This is a genomic window from Halomonas sp. BC1 (assembly GCF_002078135.1).
GTDB lineage: Bacteria > Pseudomonadota > Gammaproteobacteria > Pseudomonadales > Halomonadaceae > Vreelandella > Vreelandella stevensii.
Map to the genome: position 1 here is coordinate 216,010 of NZ_LFGS01000012.1, position 12,689 is coordinate 228,698.

Annotated in this window: 12 protein-coding genes; 5 read left to right on the top strand and 7 right to left on the bottom strand. The window is 62.2% G+C overall.

Going from position 1 to position 12,689, the window contains the following annotated elements:
• Nucleotides 1-48: 48 nt before the first annotated feature.
• Complete coding sequence (locus B7L72_RS10560) at nt 49-1,086, bottom strand: rod shape-determining protein (protein ID WP_016913467.1); 1,038 nt, start codon at nt 1,084-1,086, stop codon at nt 49-51.
• Nucleotides 1,087-1,315: 229 nt separating this feature from the next.
• On the opposite strand from B7L72_RS10560, the gene gatC reads away from it, so the two are divergent.
• Genes gatC through gatB form a run of 3 tightly spaced genes read left to right on the top strand, consistent with a single transcriptional unit; the run spans nt 1,316 to nt 4,577 of the window.
• Complete coding sequence (gene gatC / locus B7L72_RS10565; RefSeq protein ID WP_016913466.1) at nt 1,316-1,603, top strand: Asp-tRNA(Asn)/Glu-tRNA(Gln) amidotransferase subunit GatC; 288 nt, start codon at nt 1,316-1,318, stop codon at nt 1,601-1,603.
• Nucleotides 1,604-1,662: 59 nt separating this feature from the next.
• Nucleotides 1,663-3,123, top strand: a complete 1,461-nt coding sequence (gatA, locus tag B7L72_RS10570; protein ID WP_081194177.1) for an Asp-tRNA(Asn)/Glu-tRNA(Gln) amidotransferase subunit GatA — start codon at nt 1,663-1,665, stop codon at nt 3,121-3,123.
• Nucleotides 3,123-4,577, top strand: a complete 1,455-nt coding sequence (gatB, locus tag B7L72_RS10575) for an Asp-tRNA(Asn)/Glu-tRNA(Gln) amidotransferase subunit GatB (protein ID WP_081194179.1) — start codon at nt 3,123-3,125, stop codon at nt 4,575-4,577. The genes gatA and gatB overlap by 1 nt, the downstream gene beginning before the upstream one ends.
• A 62-nt stretch (nt 4,578-4,639) precedes the next feature.
• Here gatB and sixA read toward each other — a convergent pair whose 3' ends face one another.
• The 4 genes from sixA to B7L72_RS10595 form a co-directional block, all read right to left on the bottom strand.
• A complete protein-coding gene (gene sixA / locus B7L72_RS10580) occupies nt 4,640-5,158 on the bottom strand; it encodes a phosphohistidine phosphatase SixA (RefSeq protein ID WP_081194181.1) in 519 nt (172 codons plus the stop codon).
• Complete coding sequence (locus B7L72_RS10585; protein ID WP_052196376.1) at nt 5,151-6,251, bottom strand: NAD(P)H-dependent glycerol-3-phosphate dehydrogenase; 1,101 nt, start codon at nt 6,249-6,251, stop codon at nt 5,151-5,153. Before B7L72_RS10585 ends, sixA begins: the two co-directional genes overlap by 8 nt.
• 138 nt (nt 6,252-6,389) lie before the next feature.
• Complete coding sequence (htpG, locus tag B7L72_RS10590) at nt 6,390-8,294, bottom strand: molecular chaperone HtpG (RefSeq protein ID WP_081194183.1); 1,905 nt, start codon at nt 8,292-8,294, stop codon at nt 6,390-6,392.
• Nucleotides 8,295-8,421: 127 nt separating this feature from the next.
• The gene (locus tag B7L72_RS10595) at nt 8,422-8,757 is read right to left on the bottom strand and encodes a YkvA family protein (RefSeq protein WP_081194185.1); all 336 of its coding nucleotides are present in this window, start codon (nt 8,755-8,757) and stop codon (nt 8,422-8,424) included.
• A 130-nt stretch (nt 8,758-8,887) separates the two neighbouring features.
• On the opposite strand from B7L72_RS10595, the gene B7L72_RS10600 reads away from it, so the two are divergent.
• Nucleotides 8,888-10,837, top strand: a complete 1,950-nt coding sequence (locus B7L72_RS10600) for a transglycosylase SLT domain-containing protein (RefSeq protein WP_081194187.1) — start codon at nt 8,888-8,890, stop codon at nt 10,835-10,837.
• A gap of 29 nt (nt 10,838-10,866) precedes the next feature.
• Here B7L72_RS10600 and B7L72_RS10605 read toward each other — a convergent pair whose 3' ends face one another.
• Nucleotides 10,867-11,520, bottom strand: coding sequence for a LysE family translocator (locus B7L72_RS10605; RefSeq protein ID WP_081194189.1), 654 nt, complete (start codon nt 11,518-11,520; stop codon nt 10,867-10,869).
• 141 nt (nt 11,521-11,661) lie between these two features.
• On the opposite strand from B7L72_RS10605, the gene B7L72_RS10610 reads away from it, so the two are divergent.
• Nucleotides 11,662-11,865, top strand: a complete 204-nt coding sequence (locus B7L72_RS10610) for a cold-shock protein (protein ID WP_016913457.1) — start codon at nt 11,662-11,664, stop codon at nt 11,863-11,865.
• A gap of 79 nt (nt 11,866-11,944) precedes the next feature.
• Here B7L72_RS10610 and B7L72_RS10615 read toward each other — a convergent pair whose 3' ends face one another.
• Nucleotides 11,945-12,655, bottom strand: coding sequence for a hypothetical protein (locus B7L72_RS10615; protein ID WP_081194191.1), 711 nt, complete (start codon nt 12,653-12,655; stop codon nt 11,945-11,947).
• Nucleotides 12,656-12,689: the final 34 nt, after the last annotated feature.

Consider the following 12,689-nt stretch of genomic DNA (forward strand, 5'->3'; position numbering starts at 1 on the left):
GTGAAAACAGCGGTTTAATAGGCAATCCCCCGCGTCAAACCGCTGCGATCAATCGCTCGACAGTAACTCAAAGGTATGCTGGTCAATCATCTCCAGCGCCTTGCCACCGCCGCGCGCCACGCAGGTCAGCGGGTCTTCGGCCACGATGACCGGCAGGCCCGTCTCTTCGGCGATCAGCTTGTCGAGGTCGCGCAGCAGTGCGCCGCCGCCGGTCAGTACCAGACCGCGCTCGGCGATATCCGAAGCAAGCTCCGGGGGCGACTGCTCCAGCGCGCTCTTGACCGCTGATACGATCGAGCCCAGCGTTTCCTGAAGCGCTTCGAGAATCTCATGGGAATTGAGCGTAAAGCTGCGCGGGATACCCTCCGCCAGGTTACGGCCACGCACGTCGATCTCGCGCAGCTCGCCACCGGGGTAGGCACACCCGATCTCTTCCTTGATGCGCTCGGCCGTGGCTTCGCCGATCAGGCTACCGTAATGGCGGCGCACGTACGCGGTGATCGCCTCGTCAAAACGGTCACCGCCTACGCGGATCGATTCGGAATAGACCACCCCGTTGAGCGAGATGATGGCGATCTCGGTGGTACCGCCACCAATGTCCACCACCATCGACCCCTGCGCTTCTTCTACCGGCAGACCCGCGCCGATGGCCGCGGCCATGGGTTCTTCGATCAGGAAGACTTCCCGGGCACCCGCACCTTCGGCGGACTCACGGATGGCGCGGCGCTCCACCTGGGTCGACATGCAAGGCACGCAGACCAGCACACGCGGACTGGGCGTCAGAAACGTGCTCTGGTGCACCTTGCGAATGAAGTGCTGGAGCATCTGCTCGGTAACGGTGAAGTCGGCAATGACGCCGTCCTTCATGGGTCGGATAGCCGTGATATTGCCAGGCGTTCGGCCCAGCATGCGTTTGGCATCGGCACCTACCGAAGCGACGCTACGCATGTTGCCCGACTGGCGGATGGCGACAACGGACGGTTCATCGAGCACGATGCCACGACCGCGTACATAAATCAGTGTGTTGGCCGTACCCAAGTCGATCGACAGATCGCTGGAAAACAGCCCCCTCAAACGTTTGAACATGGATGTTGTTACCTAGTGCAGACCGGGAACCCTGTGCGGATGCAAACGGTATCACCGCAACCCCTTGGCAGCAAGCACGAGTCGTGCCCAATGGTGCCCGTGGGGCGCAATATGTGGTACCTTTTGCGGCTATTTTCCACGTCTGTTCCACAAGACGAATTCAAGATGACCGTATGTATACCGCTCAAAGCGGAATATGTTCCATCACGTTTGCGAGGAAACCTCGATCATGGCGCTTGAAGAATCTCATGTGCGCCGGGCCGCGCATCTGGCCCGACTCGCCGTCAGCGATGACCAAGCCAGTGGCTTCGTCGACGACCTCAGCCGCATTCTGGACATGGTCGACCAGCTCCAGAGCGTGGATACCGAAGGTGTGGCGCCACTGGCCCACCCGCTGGATGCCACGCAGCGCCTGCGCGCCGACGAAGTCACCGAAACCAACCAGCGCGACGCTTTCCAGCGCTGTGCTCCGGCAGTGGAAAACGGCCTGTACCTGGTGCCTCGGGTGGTTGAGTAACCGCCGCACCCCGCTCGTTTCTGCTTATTTCATTCGCCCCCGAACGGAGCTTCCGGGTCATGCACGATAAAACCGTAACGCAGCTCGCCGCCGCCCTGGGTAGCGGTGAACTCTCCAGCCGAGAGCTGACCTCCCATTTTTTGCAGCGCATCGAAAAAACCGATGACAAGCTCAACAGCTTTATCACGGTGACCGCCGAACAAGCGCTGAATCAGGCCGAAGCCGCCGACCAGGCACGGGCGGCAGGCACAGCAAGCAAGCTGGCAGGCATCCCCCTGGCGCTGAAAGACATCTTCTGCACCCAGGGTGTCAAAACCACCTGCGGCTCCAGAATGCTCGATAATTTCATCGCGCCTTACGATGCCACCGTGGTGGAAAAACTGGCGGCCGCAGGCACCATCAGCCTCGGCAAGACCAACATGGACGAGTTCGCCATGGGCTCGTCCAACGAAAACAGCCACTATGGCGCGGTCAAGAACCCCTGGGACCTGTCGGCCGTTCCCGGCGGCAGCTCAGGCGGCAGCGCGGCAGCGGTAGCGGCAGGGCTAGTACCCGCAGCCATGGGCACCGACACCGGTGGCTCCATTCGTCAGCCGGCCGCGTTCTGCGGCATCACCGGATTGAAGCCCACCTATGGGCGCGTCTCCCGTTACGGCATGATTGCCTATGCCTCCAGCCTCGACCAGGCAGGCCCGATGGCACGTACGGCTGAAGATTGCGCCCTGCTGCTCAACGTGGTTGCCGGGCACGACCTGCGCGACTCCACCAGCGTCGCCCGTGGCGTGCCTGACTACACCGAAACCCTCAACGCGCCGCTGTCAGGCCTGAAAATCGGCCTGCCCAGGGAGTATTTTGGCGACGGCCTCGACCCGGACGTCGAGCAAGCCGTGCGTGACGCCGTCAAGGTCTACGAGTCGCTGGGTGCCACGGTGCGGGAGGTCAGCCTGCCGCACACGCACTACGCCATCCCGGCGTACTACGTGATTGCCCCCGCCGAAGCCTCTTCCAACCTGTCACGCTTCGACGGCGTGCGCTTCGGCCACCGCTGCAAGGCGCCTGCCGACCTGATCGATCTTTACACCCGTTCGCGGGCCGAAGGGTTTGGCGAGGAGGTCAAGCGGCGTATCCTGATTGGCACCCACACCCTGTCGGAAGGCTTCTTCGACGCTTATTACACCAAGGCCCAGAAGGTGCGTCGCCTGATTCGTCAGGACTTCCTCGACGCCTTCGAAGATGTCGATGTGCTGATGGGGCCTGCCTCGCCCACGCCCGCCTTCGACCTGGGCGCGAAGAAAGACCCGGTGTCGATGTACCTGCAGGATATCTACACCATTGCCGTGAACCTGGCGGGCATTCCCGGCATCAGCGTTCCGGCCGGATTTGCGGGCGGCCGCCCGGTGGGCCTGCAAATTCTCGGCACGCACTTTGCCGAAGCGCAGCTGCTCAACGTCGCTCACCAGTTCCAGCAAGCCACCGACTGGCATCTCAAACTGCCTGCCTTTGCCGAGGAGAACGCCTGATGCAATGGGAAACCGTGATTGGGCTCGAGGTCCACGTTCAGCTCGCAACGCGTTCCAAGATATTTTCCGGCGCCTCGACGGCGTTTGGCGCCGAGCCGAACACCCAGGCCTGCGCCGTTGATCTGGGCCTACCTGGCGTACTGCCCGTCTTGAACGAACAGGCGGTCGCCATGGCCGTTCAGTTCGGCCTGGCCGTCCATGCCGAGATCCCGGAAGTATCGGTCTTCGACCGCAAGAACTACTTCTACCCCGACTTGCCCAAGGGCTACCAGACCAGCCAGATGTATCACCCCATCGTGGGCGCTGGCGAGGTGGAAATCACCCTGGACGACGACACCACCAAGCGCATCCGCATCCACCATGCCCACCTGGAAGAAGATGCAGGCAAGTCGCTGCATGAAGACTTCCACGGCATGACCGGCATCGACCTGAACCGCGCAGGCACCCCGCTGCTGGAGATCGTCTCCGAACCGGACATGCGCAACGCCAAGGAAGCGGCGGCCTATCTGAAGGCCATCCACTCCATCGTGACCTACCTGGGCATTTCCGACGGCAACATGGCCGAAGGCTCGATGCGCTGTGATGTCAACGTCTCGGTGCGCCCCAAAGGGCAGGAAGCGTTCGGCACGCGTGCGGAAATCAAGAACGTCAACTCGTTCCGCTTCGTGGAACGCGCCATCGCCTTCGAAGTCGAGCGTCAGATTGAGCTGATCGAAGATGGCGGCAGCGTGGTGCAGGAAACCCGCCTGTACGACCCGGAGCGCGATGAGACCCGCAGCATGCGCACCAAGGAAGAAGCCAACGATTACCGCTACTTCCCCTGCCCTGACCTGCTGCCCGTGGTTCTCGATGAAGCCTACCTGGAGCATCTGCGCAGCCAGCTGCCGGAACTGCCCGCCGACAAGCGCGCTCGCTTCCAGGACGCGCTGGGGCTATCGGCTTACGATGCCAACGTACTCTCGGCCAGCCGCGAAATGGCGGAGTTCTTCGAGGAAGTCCACCGGGTGTGTGGCGATGCCAAGCAGGCGGCCAACTGGGTTCAGGGCGAGCTGTCCGGCGCCTTGAACCGGGAAAACCTGAGCATTCAGAACAGCCCCGTCTCGGCCCAGCAGTTAGGCGAAGTGGTACGCCGCGTGCTCGATGGGACCATCAACGGCAAGGCTGCCAAGCAGGTCTTCCAGGCACTGTGGAATGGCCAGGGGGAGAGCGCCGACGCCATCATCGATGCCAAAGGGCTGAAGCAGGTGACCGACACTGGCGCCATCGAAGGCATGATCGATCAAGTCATCGCCGAGAGCCCGGCCCAGGTCGCCCAGTACCGCGATTCGGAGCCCGAGAAGCGCGGCAAGATGATCGGCTACTTCGTGGGCCAGGTCATGAAGGCCTCTCGCGGCACCGCCAATCCTCAACAAGTGAACGACCTGCTCAAGACCAAGCTGGACGCTCTGCTGTAACGCGCGCCCATTGCCAGCGCATCAACATGAGCGGCTGCTTCGGCAGCCGCTACAACCAGCCGCTACAGCTGGCTGGGCTGGGTGAAGCGCTGCAGCTGAGCGCATCCTGCCGCCCAGACATCGGCCTCCAGCTCGGCAATGGCCGCCGTGGGGAAACCCAGCCCCTGGCTCGGCGCACCTTCGACCAATAATCCTGCCAACTCGCCCACCAGCGGCATATGGCTGACCAGCATGATGGGCCCCTGGGGCTGTTGTGCCATCAGCCACTCGGCCACGTCGCTGGCGGAATCGTCTGGCGTGATGAACGTCAATGTATTCAAGGGAATGCCCAAGGCATCACGGATATGCTCAGCGGTTTGCTGCGCACGCACATACGGGCTGGCATACAGCACGGGGGTGGCAAGCTCCCCCTCACTGACCCGCGCTGCCAGCCAGCGCGCCATGGCGCCCGCTTCCTGTTCGCCGCGGCGAGTCAGCGCACGCACCGGGTCTGGAAAGCCAGGAACGGCCTCACCATGCCGCATGATCAGCAGAGGGCTCGCGCCGCCATGGCGCAGCGCCTGATTTCCCTGGTCACTCATGAACATCTCCTTTGCTGACCGCCACCCGAGGGGGCGATGTCTGTTCCCGGTGCGCCTGCTGTACGGCCTCACGGGGCAGAATGAATTCGACGTCGCTGCTTTGCTCACCCAGCATCAGCGTGCGCGCCATTTCCTGGGCGGGCACGCCATCGAACAGCACCCGCTTCAGCCCTTCCGCCAGCGGCATGTAAACGCCCAACTCCTCAGCCTTGGCGCACACCAGCTTGACGGTATTGACCCCTTCCGCGACCTGCCCCAACGCTTCTACCGCAGCCTCCAGGTCACGCCCCTCGCCCAGCGCATACCCCACCCGATAGTTACGCGACAGGTTCGAGGAGCAGGTCACGATCAAGTCACCTACTCCCGCCAACCCCAGAAACGTCATCGGATTGGCCCCCTGAGCCACAGCAAACCGGCTCATCTCCGCCAGCGCACGGGTCATCAGCATGCTGCGGGTGTTTTCACCCATGCCCAGTGCCGCTGCCATGCCTGCGGCGATGGCATAGATATTCTTGAGTGCCCCGCCCAGCTCGACGCCGTGCCGGTCATTACTGGCGTAAACGCGGAAATAGCGACACCCCAGCACCTGCTGCACCCGGGTACGCGTCAGGGCATCGGCGCTGGCAATCACGGTCGCGGTCAGCTGTTTATCGGCAATCTCGGAGGCCAGATTAGGGCCCGCAATCACGCCAATATGGCTAAAGCCGGTCTCCTGCTCCAGCACCTGGCTCATCAGCAGAAAACTCTCCTGCTCGATCCCCTTGGTGGTACTGACGAGAATCTGCTGGGCGGTCAGCCACGGTTTGGCCGCCTGCACCACGCTGCGAAACGCCTTGGAGGGAATGGCGATCAGCACCAGCTCCGCGCCCACCAGGACGGCTTCCAGGTCAGTGGACGCCTCGACGGCAGGGTTGATCGGATAATCGGGCAGGTAGCGGCCATTACGGTGCTCCTGATTGATCTGCGCCACCAGCGCTTCGTCACGCATCCACTGGCGCACCTGGGCACCGTTGTCTGCCGCAATGCTGGCCAGGGCGGTACCAAAACTCCCCCCGCCCAGCACGGCGACCTTAATCTGTTGCTCATCCGCCATGAGGATATCCTGATCGTTTAGCATTCATAGTGATCACCTACTTTATCACCAACGGCCGCCTGCGCCGTTCAAAACAGGCCGAAAAACAAACGGCCCGCCTGGCAGGCCAGGCGGGCCGCATCCCTCAACGGATGGGCATCACGCGGTCAGCACGCTGTTCAGCCGCTTCACGTAAGCCGCCGGGTCGTCCAGGTGGCCACCTTCGGCGATGATCGCCTGATCGAGCAGAATATGCGCCAGCTGGGCAAACAGCTCGCCTTCGCTGCCTTCGAGTCTTGCCACCAGCGGATGATCGGGGTTGAGCTCGAGAATGGGCTTCACGTCGGGCAGTTTCTGCCCCGCGGCCTCCATGATGCGCCGCATCTGATAGCCCATTTCATGCTCCGGCAGCACCACACAGGCAGGCGAGTCGGTCAGGCGGTGAGTGATCTTCACCGACTGCACGTGCTCGCCCAGCGCTTCCTGAACGCGCTTGACCAGCGCCTCTTTTGCCTTGGCGGTCTCTTCTTGAGCCTGCTTCTCGGCTTCGTCTTCGACATCGCCCAGGTCCAGCTCGCCTTTGGCCACGTCGGCGAAAGACTTGCCATCGAACTCGGTCAGGTGGCTCATCAGCCACTCATCGATACGATCGGAGAGTAGCAGCACCTCGATGCCTTTCTTGCGGAAGATCTCCAGGTGAGGGCTGTTCTTCGCGGCATTGAAGCTGTCGGCCACCACGTAATAGATCTTCTTCTGACCTTCCTTCATGCGCTCGACGTATTCGGCCAGAGAATGCTCCTGGGCGGACGTGTCGGTATGCGTGGAAGCAAAGCGCAGCAGACCGGCGATTTTCTCGCGGTTGGCGAAGTCTTCACCCGGCCCTTCTTTCAGCACGCTGCCAAAGGTGTTCCAGAACGTCTGGTACTGCTCGCTATCCTTGGAAAGCTTCTTGAGCATGTCCAGGGCACGCTTGGTCAAGGCGCCCTTGATCTTGTCGACCTTGGGATCCTGCTGCAGCAGCTCACGAGAGACGTTCAGCGACAAATCGCGGGTGTCCAGCACGCCCTTGATGAAACGCAGGTAGAGCGGCAGGAACTGTTCGGCGTCATCCATGATGAATACCCGCTGAACGTACAGTTTGACGCCCCGGGAACCGTCACGGTCGAACATGTCGAACGGTGCACGGCCCGGCACGTAGAGCAGGCTGGTGTACTCCAGCTTGCCCTCGACCTTGTTGTGGCTCCAGGTCAGCGGGTCGCTGAAGTCGTGGGCCACGTGCTTGTAGAACGCCTTGTACTCGTCGTCCGACACGTCGCTCTTGGGACGTGCCCACAGCGCCGTGGCTTCGTTGACGGTTTCCCAGGTGGTGACTTCACTGCCTTCGATCTCGTTACCCTCGTCGTCACGAGCGGACTCGGTCTTGGGCATGCGCACCGGCACCTCGATGTGATCGGAGTACTTGCGCACCAGGCTTTGCAGGCGGTAGTCGTCGGCAAACTCCTTGGCATCTTCTTTCAGGTGCAGGGTGATCTCGGTGCCGTGCACCTCGCGCTCGATATCGGCCACGGTGAACTCACCTTCGCCCCGCGAGCGCCACTCGACGCCTTCCGACGCGGCGGTACCCGCCTTGCGAGTGCGCACAGTGACTTCATCTGCCACAATGAAGCCAGAGTAGAAACCGACACCGAACTGACCGATCAGCTTGGCATCCTTCTGCTGTTCACCGGAAAGCTGCTTGAGAAACTCGGCGGTGCCTGAACGCGCGATGGTCCCCAGGTTGGCGATGACATCCTCGCGGTTCATGCCGATACCGTTGTCACGCAAGGTGATGGTATTGGCATCACGGTCGTGCTCGATTTCGATACGCAGCTCGCTGTCACCTTCGTACAGGGCGTCGTTGTCCAGGGCTGCATAGCGCAGCTTGTCACAGGCATCCGCCGCGTTGGAAATCAGCTCACGCAGGAATATCTCCCGGTTGGAGTACAGGGAGTGGATCATCAGGTTCAGAAGCTGCTTGACTTCGGTTTGAAAGCCAAGAGTTTCTTCGTGGGTCGCCGTGGTCATGCGCTTAGCCCTCATCTATTTCGTGTGGCGTGTCGCCTCTGCCAGCCAGGCAGAGGCGTAGAACAGGATGAAGGCAATATGGGGATAAGTGATGGGATTTCAAGCGCTAGCCAACCAGCTGCGCCGATCAGGCAGCCGTCGACGCTGCCTCGTTCTCGGCCTTCCAGGCGCGATATTCGGCCAGGTGGCGATCCACACGGTTCAATAGCCAACCGACGATCAGCACATCGTCGACCAGGCCGATGATGACCAGGAAATCAGGAATAAGATCAAAGGGCATGACCAGATAGGCCAGTGCCAGGGCCATGGTACCGAAGGCAGCCCAGGGCACCGGCCTGAAGCTGCCCCGCAGTACGTCGCGGGTCATGGGCATGAAAAGCGTGAGTGCACGGGCCACTCGCTTGATGGCCCAGGCCCGACCTTTCAAGCGACGAAACAACCACCCGCTAGATAATCGTGCCATCGTCAGGGAATCCTCTCAGGGTACAATGGTCAGAACGTCATTTGGCCAAATAGTTCATGATCGCGGCTGCCACGCGACGGTGGCCATCATCCACTCGACCGTCATATCCGCCAGTTAAAGAGGGAGTGCCATGCAGGCAACGCCATTTCGTTCTACCCTTCGCACGCTGTGTGCCGCGGCACTGATCGGCCTGCCATCTGCGTCCTGGGCCGCCTCGGACGAGGCCATGCGCGATGCATTGAACGCCGCCCGTCAGCAGCAGTGGCAGCAAATCGACCAGAGCGCCATCGACGGGCATATCCTCAGCGGCTATGTGGAGTATCACCGGCTACGCCAGCAGCTGCCCAACGTCTCTGTCAGCCAGGTACTGCAATTCATCGAGCGGCACAATGACTCCCCCCTGGGCGAGTGGCTGCGCGGCCAGGCCATTGCCAACTACGGCTATGCGGGCCGTTTCAGCGACCTGCTGGCCGTTGCCGATGGCGAGCCTGCCGGGACGGCACGGCAGTGCTACTACTACACGGCGCTCCTCGATCGCGCCCCCGAACAGGCACGCACGGCAGGCCTGGCGCTGTGGCGCGTGGGCAGCTCACAGCCCGACGCCTGCAACGCCCTGTTCAGCCGCCTGCGCGCGGATGGCACCATCGATGCTACCGCCATCTGGGAGCGCAAGATGCTGGCCTGGCAAGCAGGCGAGCAGCGTTTGAGCACTTACCTGGGAGGGTTGCTCAGCGGCCAGTGGCAAACGGCCATCGATACGGCGGAGCGGGCCAATACAAGCCTCAACAGCCTGACCACGGCCCCCACTTGCCTGGGGCCTGAATGCGCCGCCACGGCAGCGTTCTATCAGGCGGCCATGCAGCGCTATACCCGCGAAGACACGCCCCGTGCCTTTGCCGCCTGGCAACAGATCGCCCCGCGCCTGACGCTGGCGCCCAGCGACCAGCAGGTCATCGAGGAGGAGCTGGCCTTCTACGCTCTGGTGCGCGACGTGCCGGGTACGCTGAGCTGGGTAGACAGCGTGTTGCCTTCCTTGCAGAGCGAACGGGTGCTGGAGCTTCGGGTGCGCCGCGCCCTGGCGGAGCGCCAATGGACCGACGTCATCCACTGGATTGCAGAGATGCCCGCCAGCCAGCAGGAGAGCAGCCGCTGGCAGTACTGGCTGGGACGCGCCAACGAACAGCTGGGTAATCAGGAAGCCGCTCAGGCACGCTACCAGCAGGCTGCTCAGGATCGTAGTTTCTATGGCTTTGCCGCCGCTGAGAAAATCGGCCAGCCGTACCGGCTCAACCACGAACGCCACCACTTCGACGAAGCCACCCGCGAGGATATCGCGCGACTGCCCGCCGTACAGCGCACGCAAGCGCTGCTGCGTATTGGTGAAGAGGGCCTGGCCAACAGCGAGTGGCTGCATGCCGTGCGCGAAGCGTCGCCTTACCAGGCTCGCGCCCTCGCCGACTACGCTGCCCAGCAGCAGTGGCATGCCCGGCTGGTACAAACCACGATTGCCGGTGAGATGTGGGATGCCCTGGAGTGGCGCTTCCCACCCGCCTACCGGGACAGCTTTCTGCATTGGGGCCGCATGACCGGCGTAGACCCCTTCCTGCTGATGGCGATCACCCGTCGGGAGAGCGCCTACAACCCCGTGGCGCTGTCACCGGCTGGCGCGCGCGGCCTGATGCAGCTGATGCCCGGCACCGCCACGCAGGTCAGTCGCCAACTGGGACTCAGCGACCCCGGGCCTTACGGCGTACTCGACCCCGAACTGAACATTCGCCTGGGCAGCACCTACCTGCGTGACAAGCTCGACCGTTACCGTGGCAACCGCCTTGCCGCGACGGCAGCTTACAATGCCGGCCCTGGTCGCGTAGACCAGTGGCTGGGCAGTAACAGCATGGAGTCGTTCGACCTGTTCGTGGAGAGCATCCCCTTCCGCGAAACCCGCGATTACGTGCAGGCCGTGCTGAGCTATCGGGTCATCTTCGAGAGCCTGGCCAACGGCGGTAGCAGCGAAGGCGTCTCGCTTTTGAACGACAGCGAGCAGAGCGTTCGCTACGACCGCGCGCTGGTTCAACGCTAAGCCTGTCTCCGTTCCCCTCCCGCGCCCGGTCACACCGGGCGCTGCTGCAGCGCCAGCCGCAGCCCGAACATGACCAGCACCGCCCCCGTGGCCGCATTCAGGGTTTGTGCAAAGCGCGCGCTGGCCAGCCATTTGCTGGCGCCCCCGACCATCAATACCACGCTGATCTGCCAGACGTTGGCAATCACGAAGTGGATGCTTGCCAGCCACAGCGACTTCAGCAGGGCGGGGTCGGTGGGCGCGATGAACTGCGGCAGAAAGGCCATGTAAAACACCACGGTCTTGGGGTTCAGCACGTTCGACAACAACCCTTCCTTGATGGGCTGCCAGAGCGGGACAGGCGCAGCGTTCTGCATGACGCCTTTGACGGGCAGCGGCGTTCCTCTACGGGCGGCCATCAAACTGGAACCCCCCAGCCAGATCAGATAGGCCGCCCCGGCCAGCTTGAGCGCATTGAATGCCCAAGCCGATTGCAGAAGAATCAGCGAAATGCCCAGCGCCGACACCGTTGCATGCACGAAGAGGCCGCAGCAGATGGCCACGCTGGTGGCAATACCGTCGCGCAGGCCACCGCGTGCCGTATTGCGAATCACCAGCAGGGTGTCCACCCCAGGGCTGATAGAGAGCAGCGTAATGGCCACCAGAAACGGGATGAACTGCGCGTCGATCAAGGTAAAAGGCATGCGTATCAGGCTCGCGAAAAGGCGTTATCGGGAAGGGCTTCGGGGCCACTGGACGACCCGGCTATTTGCTTCTAAAGTGAATTTGGCGGGCAAACACCGTGAATGCCCGTCTTATCATCAAGCACGTTAAGGATATGAATGATGGCAACTGGTACTGTCAAGTGGTTCAACGATACGAAAGGTTACGGCTTCATCTCTCCCGATGACGGCGGTGACGATCTCTTTGCCCACTTCTCCGAAATTCAGGCTGAAGGCTTCAAGACCTTGCAGGATGGTCAAAAGGTCAGCTTCGAAGTGACTCAGGGTAAGAAAGGCCTTCAGGCGTCCAACATTCGCCCGGTATAACCCAGGCCAATGTAGAAGGCCCGCTCCGGCGGGCCTTCTTTTATGCGCTGCCATGAAGCCAGCTTGATCAGAGGTAGTATCAGGGCGACGTGGTATCGTTGCCAGCGCCTGATGTCTCCAGCCGTTCCCGCTCCAGCTCTTCGAACTGCTCTTCCAGGCGGCGCTGGGCTTCCTCGAAACGGCGCTCGGTATCTTCGATCAGGGCATCCACGTCGGTGGCTTCCAGACCATCGTCCAGCGGCGCTCCCTCCGTAATGGCGCTATCCGTTTCCCAGTCGCCCGATGAGGTCTCGCTCTCCATGGGCTCCAGCTCGGGGCGCTGCTGCTCCACTTCCTGAAACTGCTCTTCGAGCTGGCGCTGGGCCTCTTCGAAGCGGCGCTCGGTTTCGGCGATCATGTCGTCTACGTCAGAACGCGTGGTTTCCCCCGGCATGGCACTGGCCTCGTCCAGAGCGTCGTCGGGGTCGGCCCCCAGCGTCTCTTCACCGGCCTGCAGCTCGCTGGCTTCCGGCACGCCGGGTTCTTGCTCATCGCCCTCGCGCATCGCTTCGGCGGCTTCCAACTGCTCCGCGGCCTGACGCGCTTCAATATCGTCCTCGACCTCCTGCGGGTCCGGCACCTCGTCCTCCCCGTCGTCCTGCGCCGCCTCCGGGGTGGCAGCCCCCTCCTCCTCAGTCAGCGTGGCAGGGGTCTCTTCCGGGGAAACGTTGGCTTCTTCCTGGCTGTCGCCACAGGCACTGAGTAACAGCGCCATGCTGGCCAAAACAGGCATCCAGAGTCGATTCACCATTGCGTATAGCTCCTTAAAACATCGTATTCAATGA